The following is a 19571-nucleotide window of genomic DNA, read 5'->3' as shown; positions in this document are numbered from 1 at the left end:
CCTATTGCCCCATCGCGTGGACGCCGCCGTCGACGTGCACGATCTCCCCGGTCGTGGCCGGGAACCAGTCCGAGAGCAGCGCCGCCACGGCCCGTGCGGCGGGCTCGGGATCCTCGACGTCCCAGCCCAGCGGCGCGCGCTCGGGCCAGACGCCCTCCATCTGAGCGAATCCGGGGATGGACTTGGCCGCGGTCGTGCGGATCGGTCCGGCGGAGACGAGGTTGCAGCGGATGCCGTCCGGCCCCAGGTCGCGGGCGAGGTAGCGGTTCGTGGCCTCGAAGGCCGCCTTGGCCACGCCCATCCAGTCGTAGACCGGCCAGGCGTAGCGGGCGTCGAACGTGAGCCCCACGAGCGCGGAGCCGGCCGGCATGAGGGGCTTGGCCGCCACGGCGAGCGACTTGAGCGAGTAGGCGGAGATCTCCAGCGCCGTGGCCACGTCGGCCCATTCGCCGGCGAGGAAGTTGCCGCCCATGACGCTCTGGGGCGCGAACCCGATCGAGTGCACGACGCCGTCGAGCGAGTCGGCGTGCTCCCGCACCCGGTCGGGAAGGGCGGCGAGATCTTCGGCGCTGGTCACGTCGAGCTCCACCACGGGCGCCGCCTCGGGTAGGCGCCGGGAGATCGCCTGGGTCAGCCGCAGCGAGCGGCCGAATCCCGTGAGCACGACCCGGGCCCCCTCCGTCTGGGCCAGGCGGGCGGCGTGGAAGCCGATGGACGAATCCATGAGCACCCCGGTGATGAGGAGCGTCTTGCCCTCGAGTAGACCCATGTCTGCCTCTCCTTGATTCGAGTGGTGTTCGAGCTGTGTTCGAGTGGTGGTCAGTGCCCCATGCCCAGGCCCCCGTCGACCGGGATCACGGCGCCGGAGATGTAGCCGGCCTCGGGCGAGGCGAGGAACTCGACGGCGGCGGCGACCTCGGTGGGCTGTGCGAAGCGGCCGGCCGGGATGGCGGCCAGGTAGGTCTTCTGGGTGGCCTCCGGAAGCTCGCCGGTCATCGCGGTCTCGATGAAGCCGGGCGCGACGACGTTCGCGGTGATGCCCCGGCCGCCGAGCTCGCGGGTGATCGATCGGGCCATTCCCACCAGCGCCGCCTTCGAGGCCGCGTAGTTCACCTGCCCCGGGGAGCCGTAGAGACCCACGACCGAGGAGATGAGCACGATCCGCCCCGCCCGCGCACGGATCATCCCCTTGCTGGCGCGGCGCACGCAGCGGAACGTGCCGGTGAGGTTGACGTCGAGCACGTCGGTGAAGTCCTCGTCGCTCATCCGCATGAGGAGTGTGTCCCGGTTCATGCCCGCGTTGGCGACGAGCACGGTCGGTGCGCCCTGATGCTCCTCGATCGCGGTGAACGCGGCGTCGATCGCGGCGGTGTCGCGCATGTCCGCCACGGCCCCGAACACGCCGTCCGGCAGGTCGCCGCTGCGGTAGATCGTCGCCACCGAGTCGCCGGCGGCCACGAAGCGTTCGGCGATGGCGCGGCCGATGCCACGGTTCGCACCGGTGATGACCACGCTACGGGGTGCTGTCATGTCTTCTCGATCCGCCCATTTCTTCTGGTTCTGCCGTCCTGAGGTCCCAGGCTACTGGCGTAACCTACAAGAGTGCGGCACGTACATGCGATCACCTCGGCCGGGCGCAGCCAGGCCGAGCAGCAACACGATCGCGTCGTGCGCTACCTGTGGACGATGGGCATCCGGATGGTGTTCTTCTTCCTCGCGATCCTCGTGCACAACTGGTGGTCGATCGTCTTCCTGATCGGGTCGATCCTCCTCCCCTGGATCGCCGTCGTCTATGCGAACTCCGGAGCAGAGCGGCGGGTCGTACCGAGCACATACCTGGACAACCACACGATCGAGAGCGGCCCCGCGGACAACCGGCCGGGACCCGAGAGCCGACCGGAGGACGACGATGGAAGCCCTGATCTGTAGCCGCAAGGGGTGCCGCACCGCGGCGACCTGGGCGGTGCTGTGGAACAACCCGAAGCTGCACACCCCCGAGCGCCGCAAGACCTGGCTCGCGTGCGAGGACCACCGCGACACCCTCGCCTCCTTCCTCAGCGCCCGAAGCTTCCTCGTGGAAGTGATCCCCGCCTCGGAGCTTCCGCGTGAATGAGTGACGCCCGGCTCCCCGATCCCCGTTCGAACGCGACCTCGACCGGGCGCTCCTACGCCTTCCTGCGCTCGAGCAGATGGCTCGGGATCATCGCGCTCGCCCTCGTCGTGAGCCTCACGTGCCTGCTCCTGGGGCGGTGGCAGTTCCACCGGTACGAGGGCAAGGCGCGTGCGCTCGAGCTCGTGGCGGCCAACTACGACTCGGCGCCGGTCGGGCTCACCGACGAGCTGGACGAGCCGTTCGATCCGGACCGTGAATGGAGCCCCGTCGAGGTATCCGGTGAGTTCGTCGGTGAGACCGTCGTGCTTCCGCAACGCGGCGTGCTCGGCTCGGCCGGCGACCACCTGCTCGGCGTGCTCGAGGTCGCGGGCAGCGGCGCGTACGTCGTCGTCGACCGCGGCTGGCACCCCATCGACTGGTCCTCCGACGACGCCGACCCCGCCCCACCGAGCGGGCAGGTCACCGTCACGGGGCGGCTACGGCCGGCCGAGGAGGCCTCGGACCGCGGGATCCGCGACGAGCAGGTGTTCGTGATCAACCCGCACCAGGTGCTCGCGGCGGCCGGACTGGAACAGGCGGACGGCGACGCGGGCACGGCCGGCCGCCTCGAGACCGCGGGCTACCTCATGGCGATGCCCGGTCCCGCGCAGGCGGGGCTCGAGTCCTTCCCGGAGCCGGAGGAGGACCTCGGCTCACACCTGTCGTACGCGTTCCAGTGGTGGACGTTCTCGCTCGGCGCGCTCGTGGGGCTGGTCATCCTCGCGCGGCGGGAGTCGGCGATGGAGGCCGGGGAGGCACCGCCGACGCGGCGCCGCTCCCGCGACATCGACGAGGAGGACGCCCTCATCGACGCCCAGCTCGGCGAGGACCCGGCCCGCTGACCCTCACCTGCCCGCGCGCTCGATGAGGGTGGCGCCGGGGGCGAGGGTCAGGGCCGGGGGTGATCGAGGCCCTCCGCCTCCCGTGCCGCCCGCTGCTCGAACCGCTCACGCTCCTGCGGACTCATGTCCGCGAGCCGCTCCTCGTATCGCTGCAGGCCCGCCTCGGCCGCCCGGTTGAACGCCTCGGAGGTCACCAGGTCCCGGGCGGATCGGCGCCCGGCGAGGATGTCGTCGTACAGCGCCGCCGTCTCCTCGTCGGGTGCCTGCTCGCGCAGGGCGCGCAGCGCCTCGCTCAGCTGACGGTGCGCAGGGCTGCCCACGGGCACGGACCCGAGCAGCGGGGTCGCGGGGTCCTCGGGGCCCCGGCTCATCGGTCCACCTGCGCATGGTCGTAGCCGCCGGGCAGGTCGACCTCCTGGAAGCCGTGAATCGCGCCGAGGTAGCCGGGGATGATGCCCGCGGCACCGTCGATGAGGGCCTGGGCCGCCCCGAACGCGTTCGACGCCGCCTTGACACCGGTCAACGCCTTGACGATCGCAGCGGCCGCGCCGCCGCCCCCGAGGAGGGCGCCGATGCCGGTCCAGGACGTGGCGGCCCCGGCCGCGGCCGATGCGGCCGCGACGATGATGAAGTCGATGGCCGTATTGATGCCGTCGTTGCAGAGCATCGCCGTCCGGTGCATCCCGACCGAGACGGCCTTGTAATCCGTGCCGACCTTGCGGACCGAGGCCGCCAGGTCGCCCAGGGCGGGCACGAGCGTGCCGGTCATGTAGGCCGACGACGCATCCGCGGCGTTCCCCTCCCAGTCGGCGAGGACCTTGCGGGTCTCGGAGCCGACCTCGGCGCCGACCGCGTCCGCGAACTCGGCGAGGTGCTCGTAGGCGCGGCCGGACTGGGCGACGGCGTTCCAGTCGCCCGAGAAGTGCTTGAGCACCTCCGTGAGCGGATCCCAGTCGAAGACCTTGTCCATGATGAACCGCACCCAGGCCGTAGGGCTGAGGATCGTGCCCATGCTGGAGACGATGAACTCGGCCAGGTCGGGGATGACCTCGTCGTCGCTCGGGTAGACGAGCAGATCTGCGGGCGCGCTCATGCCGGATACGTCCGGTCCATCTCGGCGGCCGTGTGATGGTCCGTGTTCTCGTAGAACTCGGCCGACGCCGCCAATTCCCTCCCCGTGTCCCGCAGCACGGTGCGCAGGTGCGTGAGCGCCTCGTCCACCGCGGCGTAGGCGCCCTCGGCGATTCCGGTGAAGTTCGCGAAGATCCCGCTCGATCCCCCGGGGACGCGACACCAGCTCGAATGGTAGGTCTGGCCCCGCGACGCGTCGCTCGACAGGCCGGCGGGATCACCGACGGCCTGTGCGAAGCGTGTGATCGCCTCCGGGTCCACGTACAGATCGGCCACCTCACGCCCTTCGTCGGTCGCGGCCGCAGCCGCGAGGCCTGTGTCCGTTCCAGGATCGCACCCGGTGCCAGACGACCGGAATGGGCACGAGTACCCATGGCCGGCGGCGCGGGTCTATGCGCCGGAGCGTAGGACTTCGCGCTCGTACCGCGCGATGGCGGGGGCCGTGCCGACCCTGCCGACCATGGCCAACTCCGTCCGATCACCGGGATGATCGACGTAGTGGCGCAGGATCGCCAGGACGGCGGCGGGCGGCGCGGGCACGAGCGCGACGTCGACGATCGGCAGCTCGAGGCCCGTGATCCTCGCCGCCTGTCGCACGAGCCGGGAGTCGGCGGGCACCGTGCCGGCCGGGACGTGGAAGACGATCCAATTCGTCACCGGCCCGCCGCCCGCGGGCCCGGCCCCCGCCCGTGCCCAGCGCGGGGAGATCTCGGTGACGGCCGCCCACGGGATCGTCACTCCCCCGGGGAGGTGGATCCGCTCGGCCGTGAGCACGAGGCCGCGGTCCCGTCGCCGGGACCGGACGATGGCGACGGTGGCCGCGAGGAAGAGGACGGCGAACACGCCACAGACGACGGCGCCGACGGGGGTGGCCATCGGCCGCCCGATGCTCGAGCGCACGATCACCCCGCCACCGGCGGCCATGACGACCGCGGCGACCGCCGCCATGAGGAAGAGCGTGCCCAGGACGCCGAAGACGAGCACGGCACCGGGACCGAGGGCGGGTGCGGGCAGGAGCAACCCGTCCACCCCGTCCCGGCGCACCCGCCGGGCCGGACCGGCGGGCCCGGGCGTGATGACGAACGGGATCGCCGCGAAGACGGCCCCGAACGCGGCCACCGCAGCCAGTGCGCCGACCCCGGTATCGCCGTCGAGAAATCCGACGACGGCGGAACCGGCGAGCAGAGCGCCGACCGCCGGCGCGAGGATCCGCAGCAGGAGCATGCGCCGGCTCCGCAGGTGCCAGCCCTCACCTCGGGCGTTGCCCTGCAGGGGGGTGATCGCCTCGCTCATGCGGGTGTCCGTTCGTCGATCCGGTCAGGCGAGCGAAACGAGTTCGAGGTACCCCTCGTTCCAGAGGTCCTCGTCGCCGTCGGGGAGCAGCAGCACCCGCTCGGGCTCGAGGGCGCGCACGGCTCCCTCGTCGTGGGTCACGAGCACCACCGCCCCGGTGAACGAGCGCAGCGCCGCGAGGATCTCCTCCCGGCTGGCGGGGTCGAGGTTGTTCGTGGGCTCGTCCAGCAGCAGCACGTTCGCGGCCGAGACGACGAGGGTGGCGAGCGCGAGGCGGGTCTTCTCGCCGCCGGAGAGCACCCGCGCGGGCTTGTCGGCGTCGTCGCCGGAGAACAGGAACGACCCGAGCACGCTGCGCACCTGCGTGTCGGTCAGGTCCGGGGCGGCCGTGCGCAGGTTCTCCACGACCGTCCGGGACATGTCGAGGGTGTCGTGCTCCTGGGCGTAATAGCCGATCTTGAGCCCGTGGCCGGGCAGGATCTCGCCGGTGTCGGGCCCCTCGACCCCGCCGAGGAGGCGCAGCAGCGTGGTCTTGCCGGCGCCGTTGAGGCCGAGCACGACGACCTTGGAGCCCCGGTCGATCGCCAGGTCGACGTCGGTGAAGATCTCCTGCGAGCCGTAGGTCTTCGACAGCCCGGCGGCCTGGAGCGGCGTGCGCCCGCACGGGGCCGGGTCGGGGAAGCGGAGCTTGGCCACCCGGTCCGCCGTGCGGGTCGATTCGGTGCCGGCGAGCATCCGTTCGGCCCGGCGGGCCATGTTCTGGGCGGCCACCGCCTTCGTGGCCTTGGCCCGCATCTTGTCGGCCTGGGCGAGCAGGGTCGCGGCCTTCTTCTCCGCGTTCGCCCGCTCCCGCTTCCGGCGGCGCTCGTCGGTCTCACGCTGGGCGAGGTAGGCGTCCCAGCCGAGGCTGTAGACGTCGAGCTCGGCGCGGTTCGCGTCGAGGTGGAACACCTTGTTCACGGTCGCGCGCAGCAGACCGGTGTCGTGAGAGATGACGATGAAGCCGCCGGAATAGCTCGTGAGGAAGCCGCGGAGCCACTCGATCGAGTCGGCGTCGAGGTGGTTCGTCGGCTCGTCGAGCAGGAGCGTTCCCGCATCCGAGAAGAGGATCCGGGCCAGCTCGACCCGCCGGCGTTGGCCACCCGAGAGCGTTCCGAGGGGCTGCTCGAGCACCCGGGTGGGCAATCCCAGGTTCGAGGTGATCCGAGCGGCCTCGGATTCGGCCGCCCAGCCGCCCTGGGCGGTGAACTCCGCGTCGAGGCGGACGTAGCGATTCATCGCCTTGTCCCGCTCGGCGCCGTCCGTGCTCGCCATCTGCTCCTCGGCGTGGCGGATCCGCCGGATCACCTGGTCGAGGTCACGGGCCGAGAGCACCCGGTCGCGGGCGAGCACGTCGAGATCGCCGGTCCGCGGATCCTGGGGCAGGTACCCGACGTCGCCGGTCACCTGGATATCGCCGCCGGTCGCCTGCCCCTGGCCGGCGAGGATCTTGGTCAGCGTGGTCTTTCCGGCGCCGTTGCGCCCGACCAGACCGATCCGGTCGCCGGCATTGATCCGAAAGGTTGCCTCCCGAAGGAGTTCGCGGGCGCCGATGCGCATCTGGACGTTGCTGGCGATGATCACTGTTGCGATCCTACCGGCCCGCCGCCGCGGCCTCGTGCCGTGCTCAGGCGTTCCCCACCCGGACGGCGCCGAGGCGAGCGCGGATCGTCGCGAGGATCTCCTCGGGCCGCGGCGTGACGTCGACCACGAAGCCCGACTCGTCCGGCTCGAGCGGCTCGAGCGTGTCGAATTGGGACTGCAGCAGCTCGGGCGGCATGAAGTGGTCCGCGCGGGCGTTCAGGCGCTCCAGCAGCAGGCCTTGATCGCCGTCCAGGTGCACGAACCGCACGCGCGGGCAGGCCTCGCGCAACCGGTCGCGGTAGACGCGCCGCAGGGCCGAGCAGGCGATGACGACTCCGCGTTCGCTTCGGGCCAGGGCCCCGCCCACGGCATCGAGCCAGGGCCGGCGATCGGAATCGGTCAGCGGCTGCCCGGCGGCCATCTTCGCGCGGTTCGCCGGTGAGTGCAGGTCGTCCGCGTCCCGGAAGTCGAGGTCGAGGGAGTCGGCGAGCGCGCTCGCGATGGTCGTCTTGCCGGAACCGCTCACGCCGAGGACCACGATGGCGGTCGGCGCTTTCGTGGGATCGCTCACCGGATCAGACGTTGAAGCCGAGCGCACGCAGCTGCTGACGCCCGTCGTCGGTGATCTTCTCCGGGCCCCACGGCGGCATCCAGACCCAGTTGATGCGGTGCCCGGCGACGATGCCCTCGAGGGACTGGGCGGTCTGGTCCTCGATCACGTCCGTGAGCGGGCAGGCGGCGGAGGTGAGGGTCATGTCGATGACGGCGACGTTGTTCTCCATCGTCACGCCGTAGATGAGGCCCAGATCGACCACGTTGATCCCCAGTTCCGGGTCGATCACGTCGTGGAGGGCCTCCTCGACATCAGCCGCGGTGGGGACCGCGTCCACTACTTCACTCATGAGGTTCTCCTGTGTCGGTGCTGTTTTCGGGTGTCGATGAGGGATCGGCCGCTGCCAGCGCGCGGGCCGTGGCATCGCGCAGGGCGACCCATCCGAGCATCGCGCATTTGACCCGAGCAGGGTACTTGGCCACGCCGGCGAAGGCGGCGCCGTCGCCCAGGTGTTCCACGGTAGCCGCCGGCGGCCCGGAGCGGGTGTGCATCATGTCTCGGAAGAGTTCGCCGAGGCGGTCGGCCGTGGCGAGCTCCGCCCCGTCCACGAGGTCGACCAGCACGGAGGTCGACGCCTGCGAGATCGCGCACCCCTGCCCCTCCCAGGTGACGCGGTCGATCCGGTCGCCCGCCGCCGTCAGGTGCACCTGCAGCCGCACCTCGTCGCCGCACGTGGGGTTGACCTGGAAGGACTCCCCCGAACTCGCGGGCTCGAGACCCTCGCCGTGCCGTTCGCGTGAGTGGTCGAGGATGACCTGCTGGTAGAGCTGGTCCATCGTGGTCATCGCGCACCCGCCGATCCCACGGAGTTCACGCGCCCGGAGAAGAACGGTCGCACCCGCGCGAGCTGCTCGAGGAACACGTCGATCTCGGCCGCCGTGTTGTAGATCGAGGTCGAGGCGCGGGCCGAGACCGGGGCGCCGAGGGCGCGGTGCAGTGGTTGGGCACAGTGGTGACCGACGCGCACGGCGACGCCCGCGTCGTCCAGGAGCTGACCGACGTCGTGGGGGTGGACCCCCTCGACCGTGAACGCGACCGTGCCGATCCGATCGACCGGATCGACCGGGCCGAGCACCCGCACGCCGGGGATCTCCGCGATGCCGTCCAGCAGTTGAGTGGCGAGCTCGTGCTCATGGGCGGCCACGGCCGCCATGCCGAGCTCGTCGAGATACTCGGCCGCGGCGGCGAGGCCGACGGCCTGGGCGATCATCTGGGTGCCGGCCTCGAACCGGGCCGGCGGGGCGGCGAAGGTGGTGGTCTCCATCGTGACCACCTCGACCATCGATCCGCCGAGCAGGAAGGGCGGCATGGCCTCGAGCAGGTCGGCGCGGCCGACGAGGGCGCCGATGCCCGTGGGGCCGAGCATCTTGTGGCCCGAGAAGGCGGCGAAGTCCACGCCGAGCGCGCGCACGTCCACCGGCAGGTGGGGCACGGACTGGCAGGCGTCGAGCACCGTGAGGGCGCCGACGGCCCGGGCGGCCGCGACGATCGGGGCGACCGGGGTGATCGCCCCGGTCACGTTGGACACGTGGGTGAAGGCCACGACCCGAGTGCGCTCGTTGACCGCCGACAGGGTGTCGAGGTCGATGCGCCCGTCCGCGCGCACGTCGAGCCAGCGCAGGGTCGCGCCGGTGCGGGCCGCGACGTGCTGCCAGGGCACGAGGTTGGCGTGGTGCTCCGCCCGGGTCACGCAGATCTCGTCGCCCGCGCGCAGCCGGAAGAGCGGATCCGCGTCACCACCCGGTAGGGCCGAGGTGGTGATGAAGGCGTTCGCCACGAGATTGATCGCCTCGGTGGCGTTCTTGGTCCAGACGACCTCGCCGGGCGCGGCGCCGACGAAGCCCGCGAGCCGGGCGCGGGCGTCCTCGTACGCCTCGGTCGCCTCCTCCGCGAGCTGGTGGGCGCCGCGGTGCACCGCGGCGTTGCGCTGGAGGTAGAAGTCCTCCTCCGCCTCGAGCACGCAGCGCGGCTTCTGGGAGGTGGCCCCGGAGTCGAGGTAGACGAGCGGCCGGCCGCCGCGCACCGCCCGTTCCAGCACGGGGAAGTCCGCCCGGACGGCCGCGAGTTCGGCGGCCGTGAGCCGGTCGGGTCGGTGCGCGGTGGGCAGCACGGTCAGGCCTTCGCCAGGTACCGGTCGTAGCCCTCGTTCTCGAGACGTTCGGCGAGCTCGGCCCCGCCCTGCTCGGCGATGCGGCCCTCGACGAACACGTGCACGAAGTCGGGCTTGATGTAGTTGAGGATGCGCGTGTAGTGCGTGATGAGCATGATCCCGATGTCGGTCTTGCCCTTGATGCGGTTGACACCCTCGGAGACGACGCGCAGCGCGTCGACGTCGAGGCCGGAGTCGGTCTCGTCGAGCACCGCGATCTTCGGCTCGAGCAGCTCCATCTGGAGGATCTCGTGGCGCTTCTTCTCGCCGCCGGAGAAGCCCTCGTTCACGTTGCGCTCGGCGAAGACCGGGTCCATGCGCAGGTTCGCCATCGCCTCCCGGACGTCGCCGACCCACGTGCGCAGCGCCGGGGACTTGCCGTCGATCGCGGTCTTCGCGGTGCGCAGGAAGTTCGAGACGCTCACCCCGGGGACCTCGACCGGGTACTGCATGGCGAGGAAGACGCCGGCGCGGGCGCGCTCGTCGACCGTCATCGCGAGCACGTCCTCGCCGTCGAACGTGATCGACCCGCCGGTGACCTCGTACTTCGGGTGCCCGGCGATGGCGTAGGCGAGGGTCGACTTGCCCGAGCCGTTCGGGCCCATGATGGCGTGGGTCTCGCCGCTGTTGATGGTCAGGTCGACACCGCGGAGGATCTCCTTGGTGCCTTCGGGGGTCTCGACTGCGACGCGCAGGTCACGGATTTCAAGAGTAGACATATCTGACTTTCTCGTGGTTCAGGCAGGCTTGGGGGCGATGACGGGATTGTCGATGTCGACGAGGACCTTGTCGCCGTCGAAGCTCACCGGGTAGGTCGGTACGGGGCGGGTGGCGGGCAGCACGAGCGGCCATCCGTTGCGCAGGTCGAACACGGAACCGTGCAACCAGCACTCGAGGGTGTAGCCGTCGATCTCCCCCTCGGAGAGGGAGACCTGACCGTGGGAGCACACGTCGCCGATGGCGAAGTATTCGCCGCTGTCGGCGCGCGCGAGCGCCACCTCGACGAGGTCGCCGGTATCGGAATCGAGTTCCAGCTTGAGGGTCTCCCCCGGTTCCAGGTCCTCCCGGAGGGCGACCACCTGGGCGGTCATTTCTCGAGGCCCTCCTCGATCGCTCGACCGATCTCGTCGTCGAGCTCGCTGGACAGGTCGGCCACCCGGCCCATCGCCGTGTTGAGCTCCTCCTCGATCGCGGCGAGGATGCGCTCCTCCACGGAGGCGACCCCGATCTTGGCGATCATTTCCGCGAAGAAGCCGCGGACCACGAGGCGGCGTGCGGCGTCCTCGGGGATGCCCCGGGCCCGCAGGTAGAACAGCTGCTCCTCGTCGAAGCGCCCCGTCGCCGAGGCGTGACCGGCCCCCTCGATCTCGCCGGTCTCGATCTCGAGGTTCGGCACCGAGTCCGCCCGCGCGCCCTCGGTGAGCACGAGGTTGCGGTTGAGCTCGTAGGTGTCGGTCCCCTCGGCCTCCTTGCGGATGAGCACGTCGCCGATCCAGACCGAACGCGCGTCCTTGCCCTGCAGGGCGCCCTTGTAGGCGACCCGGGAGAGGCAGTTGGGAACGCCGTGGTCCACGAAGAGGCGGTGCTCCTGGTGCTGTCCGGCGTCGGAGAAGTAGATGCCGTCGAGCTGCACCTCGCCGCCGGGGCCCGAGAACGACGCCTCCGGGGTGAGCCGCACGACGTCGCCGCCGAGGGTGATGACCATGTGGTGGAGGCGGGCGTCGCGCCCCACGACCGCGCGCTGCGCGGAGGCGTGGACCGCGCCGGCGTCCCAGTCCTGCACGGAGATGACGTTGAGCTGGGCGCCGTCACCGAGCACGATCTCGACCGTCTGGGCGAGTTCGGCGGTGCCGGTGTGGTCGATCACGACGGTCGCCTCGGAGAGCTCCTCGGCGATGATCGTCAGGTGTTCGACGCTCGCGCCCTTGCCCCGGCCGCGGACCGCGACCGTGGTCTCGGAGGTGGCCACGTGCGACTTGGGCACGGTGACGACCCAGGCCTCGCCGCGGCCCTCCCAGGCGGCGGCGGCGATCCGGTCGGACGGCACGCCGGCCCGGCCCAGGCGCGGGTCGTCGGCGCCGACGCGCTCGACCTGGACGCCGTCGGCCGCGGTGACCTCGACCTCGGGTGCGGTGCCGCCGAATTCGGCGGCGAACATGCCCTGCAGGGCCCGCACGGGGGAGAAGCGCCACTCCTCCTCGCGGCCCGTGGGCAGCGCGAAGTCCGCGAGTTCGAACGAGCTGAGCCGATCCGCGCGGGAGGTGGAGGAGGCGGTCTCGCCGCCGACGTGGCTGTGCGCGCCGTCCTCCTGCTGGCGGGAGTGGTCGGTACTGAGGTTCTGTTGAGTAACGGTCGACATCAGCCGACGGCCCCTTCCATCTGCAGTTCGATAAGGCGGTTGAGTTCGAGGGCGTACTCCATCGGGAGTTCGCGGGCGATCGGCTCCACGAAGCCGCGCACGATCATCGCGTAGGCCTCGGCCTCGTCGAGTCCGCGCGACATGAGGTAGAACAGCTGGTCGGCGCTCACCTTGGAGACGGTCGCCTCGTGACCCATCTCGACGTCGTCCACGCGCACGTCCACGTACGGGTACGTGTCCGAGCGGGAGACCTGATCGACGAGCAGGGCGTCGCACAGCACGGTCGACTTGGACGAGTCGGCCCCGTCGAGGACCTGCACGAGGCCGCGGTAGGAGGCGCGTCCGCCGCCGCGCGCCACCGACTTCGACACGATGGTCGAGGAGGTGTGCGGGGCCATGTGGACCATCTTCGCGCCCGTGTCCTGGTGCTGGCCGGCGCCGGCGAACGCGATCGAGAGGGTCTCGCCCTTGGCGTGCGCCCCGGTGAGGTAACAGGCGGGGTACTTCATCGTGACCTTGGAGCCGATGTTCGCATCGATCCACTCCATGGTCGCCCCCTCGGCCACGGTCGAGCGCTGGGTCACGAGGTTGAGCACGTTGTTCGACCAGTTCTGGATGGTCGTGTAGCGCACCCGGGCGTTCTTCTTGACGACGATCTCCACGACCGCCGAGTGGAGCGAGTCCGTGTTGTAGATCGGGGCGGTGCAGCCCTCGACGTAGTGAACGTAGGAGCCCTCGTCGGCGATGATGAGCGTGCGCTCGAACTGGCCCATGTTCTCGGTGTTGATCCGGAAGTAGGCCTGCAGCGGGATCTCGACGTGGACGCCCGGCGGCACGTACACGAACGATCCACCGGACCAGGTGGCGGTGTTGAGCGCGGCGAACTTGTTGTCACCGGCGGGGATGACCGTGCCGAAGTACTCCTCGAAGAGTTCCGGGTGCTCCTTGAGCGCGGTGTCGGTGTCGAGGAAGATGACGCCCTGACGTTCGAGCTCCTCGTTGATCTGGTGATAGACCACCTCGGACTCGTACTGGGCGGCCACCCCGGCGACGAGGCGCTGCTTCTCCGCGTCCGGGATGCCGAGCTTGTCGTAGGTGTTCTTGATGTCCTCGGGCAGGTCCTCCCAGGAGGTGGCCTGCTTCTCCGTGCTGCGCACGAAGTACTTGAAGCTGTCGAAGTCGAGCTCGCTCAGGTCGCTTCCCCACGTGGGCACGGGCTTGCGATCGAACAGCCGCAGGGCCCGCAGCCGCCGCTTGAGCATCCACTCGGGCTCGTCCTTCTTGGCGGAGATGTTGCGCACGACCGCTTCGGACAGCCCCTTCTCGGCGTTCGCGCCGTGGGTGTCGTCGTCGTGCCAGCCGTAGCTGTACTGCCCGATCGACGCCAGGATCTCATCCTGGGTCATGGGCTGAGTGTTGGTGCTCATGCGTCGTCCTTCGTGTCCTTGTGCGTCGGGAACATCACCGGTATATGGGTCGTGCAGACGTGCTCCCCGCCGGCCAGGGTGGCCAGGCGCTGGACGTGCACGCCCAACAACTCGGAGAACATGCGGGTCTCTTCTTCGCAGAGTTCGGGGTGGGCGGTGGCGATGCGCAGCACGGGGCAGTGGCCCTGGCACACCTGCACGGCGATGCCGTCGCCGATGGGCCGCACCGTGGCCGCGTAGCCGTCCTCGGAGAGTGCGTCGGCGAGCGCCCGGGCCTTGGCGGTCAGGTCGTCGCCGGCGGCCTCGATCGCGGCGGCGTAGCGCTCGCCCATGCGATCGGCCCGGCCGCGGGCGAACGTCGTGATCGCCTCCGGGCCGAGGGCGTCGTTCAGTTGTTCGAGGGCGGCGAGCGCCGATTCGGCGTACTCGGTGCCGAGGCCGCCGACCTTGGCGTCCGGGGCCGCGACGTAGCGCTTCGCCGGTCGCCCGCGGCCGCGCTTGGCGCCGGCGACCTCGTCCTGCACCCGCACCTCGCGGGCCGCCTCGAGACCGCTCAGGTGACGCCGGATCGCGGCCGAGGTCAGATCGAGGAGCTCGGCGAGATCGGCGGCGGTGATCGGCCCCCGCTCGACGATGAGTCGCAGCACCCGATCGCGCGTGCCCGCGTCGGTGTCGACCAGCTCCACGTCGCCCCCGGCCGGGGCGGTCGGTTCCGCAGTCATACGCACCTCCACTCACGCTGCTCGTCCCGGAGCCGGTGACCGGGGCGAATTAGTCAACATTCTTGTTTCCCTAATGGGTTTACGCAAGCAAGGTCACCCTAAGCCGGTGTGCCCTGGGGCACACGGGCGGCGGCGTCGGCCGCCCGCGCGCGCACCTAAGCTGAGGCGGTGACCACCTCTCCCCCGGACCCGAGCGTGCAGGTGCGCGACGTCGTCCGCAGGTTCTCCTCGGTGACCGCACTGGCCGGCGTGTCCTTCGAGGCGGCACCCGGCCGGATCACGGCGGTCCTCGGCCCGAACGGCGCGGGCAAGACCACGCTCATGGAGATCTGCGAGGGGCTGCAGCGGGCGGACTCCGGGCGGGTTCGCGTGCTCGGCCTCGATCCCGCCCGCGACGCCCACCTGCTGCGCCCCCGGGTGGGGGTGATGATCCAGGACGGCGGCCTGCCCGGCCAGGCCCGCCCGATGGAGCTGCTGCGCCACGTCGCCGCCCTCTACGCCCACCCCCGGCCGGTGCACGATCTGGCCGCGGGCCTCGGGATCGACGCGTTCGCCCGCACCCCGGTGCGCCGCCTCTCGGGAGGCCAGCGCCAGCGCCTGGCCCTGGCGATCGCGCTCGTGGGCCGACCCGAGCTGCTCTTCCTCGACGAGCCGAGCGCCGGCCTCGACCCGGCCGCCCGGCGCGCCGTTTGGGAGATCGTCGCCGGCCTGCGCGACGAGGGCACCACGATCGTGCTCACCTCCCACCTCATGGACGAGGTCGAGCAGCTCGCCGACCAGGTCGTCGTGATCGACGGCGGCCACGTGGTCGCCACGGGCACGATCGGCGAACTCACGGCCCTCGAGGGGCCCCGGATCGGGCAGGCCGTGCGCAGCCTGCGCGTGAACGGCCACATCACCCCGGCGGATCAGCGCTCCCTGCTCGAGTGGGCGGCCGATCGCGGCCTGGCCGTCTCCGAGCGCACGCTCGAGGACGTCTTCCTCGACCTGACCGGACGGACCCTGCGATGACCACCTCCCCCGCGGCACCGGGACTCGACCATCCCCTCCCCCCGGCGGGCCGGGCCGCGAATCCGCTGCGGCGCGTGCTCAGCCACGCGGGCTACGAGGCGCGCACCACGCTGCGCAACGGTGAGCAGCTCCTGCTCTCGCTCGTCCTGCCCGCGCTCCTGCTCGTGTTCCTCGCCGAGGCGACGGTCGTCGACGTGCCCACGGACGGCGGACTCGCCCGCATCGACGTCGTCGCGCCCGGCGTGCTCGCACTGGCGGTCATGTCGAGTGCGTTCACCGGCCAGGCGATCGCCACCGGCTTCGACCGGCGCGCCGGTGCCCTGCGGATGTTCGCCACCACCCCGCTCGGGCGCGGTGGGCTGCTCGGCGGGAAGATCGTCGCGGTCGTCGCGGTCCAGGTGGTCCAGTTGGTCGTGCTCGGCGGGATCTCGCTCGCGCTCGGTTGGCGGCCCGCGCTCGCCGGCATCCCGGCGGCGCTCGTGTCGATGGTGCTCGGCACCGCCGCGTTCACGGCCCTCGCGCTGCTGCTCGCCGGCACGCTCCGCGCCGAGGCGGTGCTCGCCGGGGCGAATCTGCTGTGGGTGCTGCTGCTGGCGGGCGGCGGCATCCTCCTGCCCGGCGGCGCCTGGACCTCGGCCCTGCCCTCGGGCGCGCTCGGCGACGGGCTGCGCCTCGCGCTGGGTCACGGGGACTGGTCGGTGTGGCCGATTCTCGTGCTGTCCGCCTGGACGGCGCTGCTCACCTGGGCGTGCGTGCGGCTGTTCCGCTGGTCGTGAGCCGCTCCCCGGCGGCCCGCTGCCGCCCGGCCGCCGTCAGGAGACCGGCACGGTCGCGCTGACGACCCAGTACGTGCCCTTCATCCCGGTCTCGAACGTGCCGCCCAGGAGCGTGACCCGGTGCGCCATCCTATCGAGCCCGTACCCGGTCGCGGCGCCGGAGCGTCGTCCCCGGCCGTGATCCGGGGCGTTGGCGATCGTCAGCGACACCGTGCCGGTCGCCTCGACCAGGGACACCCGCACCGCCGGCGACCCCGGGGCGTGTTTCATGATGTTCGTGGCGCATTCGCGGGCCACGTGCCGCAGGGTGGCGTTGATCGCGTTCGAGACGGTCAGCTGCTCGGGCACGGAGAACTCGACCCGCGCCCCGAGGTCGGTCAGTTCCTGCCGGATCGACCGGAGCGTGTCGACGATCGCCTCGTCGCCCGCGTCCGCGTCGGGAGAGGAGGTCGTGGTTCCGTGGGCGATGTGCAGCATCCGGCGGATATCGGTCAGCGCCTGCGAGGCGGCGGTGATGATCACCTCGGTCGAGTGCTTCCGCTCCGCCGAGTCGTCGAGGAGCTCGAGCGTGCGGGCGTGCATGACCACGATCGTGATGTCGTGGGCGATGATGTTGTGCAGTTCGTCCGCGATCCGGTCCCGCTCCTCCCGGATCGCCCGGGCCGCCTCGATGGTCAGCCGGTCGACGTCGGCGGCGAGGGCCTCCTCGCGGTGCTTGCTGCTCCGCAGCGCCCAGCCGACCCCCGCGGAGGCCAGCCCCACGGCCACGATTCCGAACGCAGCCCCCTCGGCCAAGGTGTCACCGGTAATGTCGACGACGACGGCCCAGCCCACGAGGGCGACGAGGTAGCCGGCGCTGAGCCTCGGCCGGCACGTGAGCACGACGAGCCCGGCCACGACCGCGAGCGCGAGCACATACGGCCCGCTCACGGGGGTGTTCATGAGGAAGAAGCCGGCGAACGCCATGGCGACGGCCGCGGCGGGTGGCCGCCAGGCGAACGTCCCGACCGCGACGAGGAGGCCGATCTCGGCCAGGGCCTTCGCCAGATCGGACTCGGAGCTGAGCGTGATGACGGCGTTCGACAACAACGCGACGCCGACGATGGCGGCGAGCGCTATCCGGCCGTACTTGTTGAGCGGCGTGAACGACCAGAAATCACGCCACGACCCGCGGGGCTCGACCACCACGTCGAGCGAGTCACCGGGCTCCGTGAGGGACGAGGGCCCGCCGACGCGAGTATCACCTCGGCGGTGCACCTCGCTCAAGCTTTCAGATCACTTACAGAAGCCCGAGGCCTCGCAGAGCCACGTCCAGAAACCCATCGGCACGACACCAAACATTTCGATCAGCCCTTCATTAGACGACTGTGAGTAGCGATATTCCACTCATCGCCCCAAAGCTAGCAGCGCGACCGCGCGGACTCCACCCGATCGACATAGACGGTCGTCGCGAACCGGTCGGCCCACCGGTCCACTACGCTGCTCGGGTGGAGAAGATTCGCGTACTCATCGTCGACAACGAAGCCCTGGTCCGTCACGCGCTGAGAATCTTCGTCGATCGCGCGGAGGCGACCGCGGTGGTCGGGGAGGCGACGAACGGCGCCGATGCGATCGAGGAATGCGTTCGGCTGCAGCCGGACGTCGTGCTCATGGACATTCAGATGCCCCAGCTCAACGGCATCGAGGCCACCGCGCAGCTGAGTGAGCGCTGCCCCGACTCACGGGTGCTCGCGATCACGACGTTCTCCTCCGACAGTCACGTGGTCGCGGCGCTGCGGGCCGGCGCGTCGGGCTTCCTCGTCAAGGACACCGCACCCGACGAGATCATCAAGGCGATCGTCGACGTGCACGAGGGCCGGTCGGTGCTCTCCCCCCAGATCACCCGGGACCTCATCAGCGTCATCCTCGACAGCGGCGAGCAGCACGGCGAGTCCTCGGCGGAGCGGCTGACCGACCGCGAGCAGGAGATCGTCACCCTGCTCTCGCAGGGCATGTCGAATTCGGAGATCGCCCAGGAGCTGTCCCTGTCCGAGGCCACGATCAAGGCGAACATGAGCCGGATCATGAACAAGTGGTCGGTCCGCGACCGGGTCCAGGTACTCATCCACGCCGTGCGCTCTGGTCTGGTCACGCTCTGACCTGCCCGCGGGCGCTGCCCCGCGACCCCACATGGGATAATCACTGACTGTGTCCGAGTCCTTGCCCCCAGCCCCCGCCGGCCGTCTCACCGGCCCCACCGGCCCTGCCGGCTCTGCCGGTCCACTGGATCCCGCACCGCGCGGCTGGGTTCCGGGCGTCCGCCTGGTCACGGGCCTGCTCATCGCGAACCTCGTGATGCAGCTGGCGATCATCGTCACGGGCGGCGCGGTCCGTCTCACCGGCTCCGGCCTCGGCTGCTCCACCTGGCCCCAGTGTGAGCCCGGGCGCATGACGCCGGTGTTCCACGGCGAGGCCACGTTCCACCCCTATGTCGAGTTCGGCAATCGGGTCGTCTCGGTCGTCGTCGTGCTCGTGGCGATCGCTGCGTTCCTGGCGGTGTGGACCCACCGGCGCAGCCGCTCCCGCGGCATGGTGTGGCTCGCGTTCGTACCCGTGCTCCTCGTGCTCGTGCAGGCCGGCATGGGCGCGATCACCGTGATCGCGAATCTGAACCCGGCGATCGTCGGCTTCCACTTCTTCTTCTCGGCGATGCTCGTGTGGGTGAGCACGTGGGCGCTCGTGCGCTGGCGCCGCGGCGACGGGCCGATGCGCTCCGTCGCCGCCTCGCCCGTGCCCGTCCTCGCCGGGGCCATGAGCCTGTTGACGGCGATCATCGTCACCCTCGGCGTCGTCGTCACCGGTGCCGGACCGCATTCGGGCGACGCCGACGTCGGCTATCGCTTCGCGCTCGACCCGCTGCTCGTCACCCGCGCCCATTCCGGTTCGGTCTGGCTGTTCGTCGGCGTCGCGATCCTCTACGCCTCCGCGCTGCGCCGGCAGCGCCGGGCGGATCCCGACCTCGCCGAGGCGTACCGGGCCCTGCGCTGGGTCGCGTTGGCCGTGCTGGTGCAGGGCGGGATCGGCTATTGGCAGTACTTCACGGGCCTGCCGGAGATCCTCGTGGGCCTGCACCTGCTGGGATCGGGCCTGGTCATCGCCGCGGTCACGAACGCCGTGCTGCGGCTCCGGCGCCCCACAGAACACCGCAACGCCGCGCGCCGGCCTGCCTGACGCACCGGCCCCTCGGAGTGGGGAACGTTCCCGTTCCCACCGACCGAGGAAGCTCCCCGCTCACAGCGCAGCACCCGAAGTGGGGCACGTTCCCGTTCCCACCGACCGAGGAAGCTCCCCGCTCACAGCGCAGCACCCGAAGTGGGGCACTCTCCCGTTCCCACCGACCAGGGAAGTTCCCCGCTCACGACACAGCGCCCGAAGCGGGGCACGTTCCCGTTCCCACCGACCGAGGAAGCTCCCCGCTCACAGCGCAGCACCCG

At 71.0% G+C, this 19571-nt stretch carries 24 protein-coding genes; 7 read left to right on the top strand and 17 right to left on the bottom strand.

The features are described from left to right. Position 1 precedes the first annotated feature (1 nt). The gene (gene fabI / locus GCE65_RS06025) at positions 2–769 is read right to left on the bottom strand and encodes an enoyl-ACP reductase FabI (RefSeq protein WP_152818736.1); all 768 of its coding nucleotides are present in this window, start codon (positions 767–769) and stop codon (positions 2–4) included. Between the two features lie 50 nt (positions 770–819). Next, entirely contained in the window at positions 820–1530 is a 711-nt protein-coding gene (gene fabG / locus GCE65_RS06020) for a 3-oxoacyl-ACP reductase FabG (protein ID WP_153877748.1), read from the bottom strand. A gap of 72 nt (positions 1531–1602) precedes the next feature. Here fabG and GCE65_RS06015 point away from each other — a divergent pair, with 72 nt between their 5' ends. The 3 genes from GCE65_RS06015 to GCE65_RS06005 are packed head-to-tail and all read left to right on the top strand — an operon-like array spanning position 1603 to position 2994. Beyond that, a complete protein-coding gene (locus GCE65_RS06015; protein WP_152818732.1) occupies positions 1603–1929 on the top strand; it encodes a DUF3099 domain-containing protein in 327 nt (108 codons plus the stop codon). After that, positions 1910–2113 (top strand): hypothetical protein, encoded by a 204-nt coding sequence (locus GCE65_RS06010; protein WP_152818730.1) that lies wholly within the window; start codon positions 1910–1912, stop codon positions 2111–2113. Before GCE65_RS06015 ends, GCE65_RS06010 begins: the two co-directional genes overlap by 20 nt. Continuing rightward, a complete protein-coding gene (locus GCE65_RS06005; protein WP_153877747.1) occupies positions 2110–2994 on the top strand; it encodes an SURF1 family protein in 885 nt (294 codons plus the stop codon). The genes GCE65_RS06010 and GCE65_RS06005 overlap by 4 nt, the downstream gene beginning before the upstream one ends. Positions 2995–3041: 47 nt before the next feature. Here GCE65_RS06005 and GCE65_RS06000 read toward each other — a convergent pair whose 3' ends face one another. The 14 genes from GCE65_RS06000 to GCE65_RS05935 all read right to left on the bottom strand — a co-directional run bounded on the left by GCE65_RS06000 (position 3042) and on the right by GCE65_RS05935 (position 14311). Further along, a complete protein-coding gene (locus GCE65_RS06000; protein ID WP_153877746.1) occupies positions 3042–3365 on the bottom strand; it encodes a hypothetical protein in 324 nt (107 codons plus the stop codon). Next, on the bottom strand, positions 3362–4087 hold the full coding sequence (locus GCE65_RS05995; protein ID WP_153877745.1) for a hypothetical protein: 726 nt from the start codon (positions 4085–4087) through the stop codon (positions 3362–3364). Before GCE65_RS05995 ends, GCE65_RS06000 begins: the two co-directional genes overlap by 4 nt. Next, positions 4084–4401 carry a type VII secretion target gene (locus GCE65_RS05990; protein WP_153877744.1) on the bottom strand — a complete coding sequence of 106 codons (318 nt, stop codon included), beginning with the start codon at positions 4399–4401 and terminating at the stop codon, positions 4084–4086. The genes GCE65_RS05995 and GCE65_RS05990 overlap by 4 nt, the downstream gene beginning before the upstream one ends. Before the next feature lie 114 nt (positions 4402–4515). Beyond that, entirely contained in the window at positions 4516–5418 is a 903-nt protein-coding gene (locus tag GCE65_RS05985) for a hypothetical protein (RefSeq protein WP_153877743.1), read from the bottom strand. Between the two features lie 24 nt (positions 5419–5442). Continuing rightward, a complete protein-coding gene (locus GCE65_RS05980) occupies positions 5443–7017 on the bottom strand; it encodes an ABC-F family ATP-binding cassette domain-containing protein (protein WP_370460221.1) in 1575 nt (524 codons plus the stop codon). Positions 7018–7084: 67 nt separating this feature from the next. Next, positions 7085–7612 carry a gluconokinase gene (locus tag GCE65_RS05975; protein WP_153877741.1) on the bottom strand — a complete coding sequence of 176 codons (528 nt, stop codon included), beginning with the start codon at positions 7610–7612 and terminating at the stop codon, positions 7085–7087. A gap of 4 nt (positions 7613–7616) precedes the next feature. Next, positions 7617–7943: a metal-sulfur cluster assembly factor gene (locus GCE65_RS05970; protein ID WP_194164987.1), complete on the bottom strand. Its 327-nt coding sequence runs from the start codon at positions 7941–7943 to the stop codon at positions 7617–7619. Then, complete coding sequence (gene sufU, locus GCE65_RS05965) at positions 7936–8439, bottom strand: Fe-S cluster assembly sulfur transfer protein SufU (RefSeq protein ID WP_152818722.1); 504 nt, start codon at positions 8437–8439, stop codon at positions 7936–7938. The genes GCE65_RS05970 and sufU overlap by 8 nt, the downstream gene beginning before the upstream one ends. Further along, positions 8436–9764 (bottom strand): SufS family cysteine desulfurase, encoded by a 1329-nt coding sequence (locus tag GCE65_RS05960; RefSeq protein ID WP_228760134.1) that lies wholly within the window; start codon positions 9762–9764, stop codon positions 8436–8438. The genes sufU and GCE65_RS05960 overlap by 4 nt, the downstream gene beginning before the upstream one ends. A 2-nt stretch (positions 9765–9766) precedes the next feature. Next, the gene (gene sufC, locus GCE65_RS05955) at positions 9767–10522 is read right to left on the bottom strand and encodes a Fe-S cluster assembly ATPase SufC (protein ID WP_153877739.1); all 756 of its coding nucleotides are present in this window, start codon (positions 10520–10522) and stop codon (positions 9767–9769) included. An 18-nt stretch (positions 10523–10540) separates the two neighbouring features. Continuing rightward, positions 10541–10894, bottom strand: a complete 354-nt coding sequence (locus tag GCE65_RS05950) for a non-heme iron oxygenase ferredoxin subunit (RefSeq protein WP_152818718.1) — start codon at positions 10892–10894, stop codon at positions 10541–10543. Beyond that, positions 10891–12162 carry a Fe-S cluster assembly protein SufD gene (sufD, locus tag GCE65_RS05945; protein WP_153877738.1) on the bottom strand — a complete coding sequence of 424 codons (1272 nt, stop codon included), beginning with the start codon at positions 12160–12162 and terminating at the stop codon, positions 10891–10893. Before sufD ends, GCE65_RS05950 begins: the two co-directional genes overlap by 4 nt. Continuing rightward, complete coding sequence (sufB, locus tag GCE65_RS05940) at positions 12162–13589, bottom strand: Fe-S cluster assembly protein SufB (RefSeq protein WP_152818715.1); 1428 nt, start codon at positions 13587–13589, stop codon at positions 12162–12164. Before sufB ends, sufD begins: the two co-directional genes overlap by 1 nt. Next, positions 13586–14311 carry a metalloregulator ArsR/SmtB family transcription factor gene (locus tag GCE65_RS05935; RefSeq protein WP_152818713.1) on the bottom strand — a complete coding sequence of 242 codons (726 nt, stop codon included), beginning with the start codon at positions 14309–14311 and terminating at the stop codon, positions 13586–13588. The genes sufB and GCE65_RS05935 overlap by 4 nt, the downstream gene beginning before the upstream one ends. A gap of 168 nt (positions 14312–14479) precedes the next feature. Here GCE65_RS05935 and GCE65_RS05930 point away from each other — a divergent pair, with 168 nt between their 5' ends. Continuing rightward, positions 14480–15322: an ABC transporter ATP-binding protein gene (locus GCE65_RS05930; RefSeq protein WP_153877737.1), complete on the top strand. Its 843-nt coding sequence runs from the start codon at positions 14480–14482 to the stop codon at positions 15320–15322. Continuing rightward, a complete protein-coding gene (locus tag GCE65_RS05925; protein WP_152818711.1) occupies positions 15319–16098 on the top strand; it encodes an ABC transporter permease in 780 nt (259 codons plus the stop codon). The genes GCE65_RS05930 and GCE65_RS05925 overlap by 4 nt, the downstream gene beginning before the upstream one ends. Before the next feature lie 36 nt (positions 16099–16134). Here GCE65_RS05925 and GCE65_RS05920 read toward each other — a convergent pair whose 3' ends face one another. Continuing rightward, on the bottom strand, positions 16135–17355 hold the full coding sequence (locus GCE65_RS05920) for a sensor histidine kinase (protein WP_228760189.1): 1221 nt from the start codon (positions 17353–17355) through the stop codon (positions 16135–16137). Positions 17356–17585: 230 nt separating this feature from the next. Between GCE65_RS05920 and GCE65_RS05915 the strand changes: the two genes are divergently transcribed. Together GCE65_RS05915 and GCE65_RS05910 are read left to right on the top strand one after the other, a co-directional pair. After that, positions 17586–18236, top strand: a complete 651-nt coding sequence (locus GCE65_RS05915) for a response regulator transcription factor (RefSeq protein WP_153877735.1) — start codon at positions 17586–17588, stop codon at positions 18234–18236. 49 nt (positions 18237–18285) lie between these two features. Beyond that, positions 18286–19308 (top strand): heme A synthase, encoded by a 1023-nt coding sequence (locus GCE65_RS05910; RefSeq protein WP_228760133.1) that lies wholly within the window; start codon positions 18286–18288, stop codon positions 19306–19308. Positions 19309–19571: the final 263 nt, after the last annotated feature.

This window comes from Pseudactinotalea sp. HY158 (genome assembly GCF_009660225.1).
Lineage (GTDB): Bacteria > Actinomycetota > Actinomycetes > Actinomycetales > Beutenbergiaceae > HY158.
Note: the sequence above shows the minus strand (reverse complement) of the source record. Positions and strands in the feature narration are given on the sequence as shown.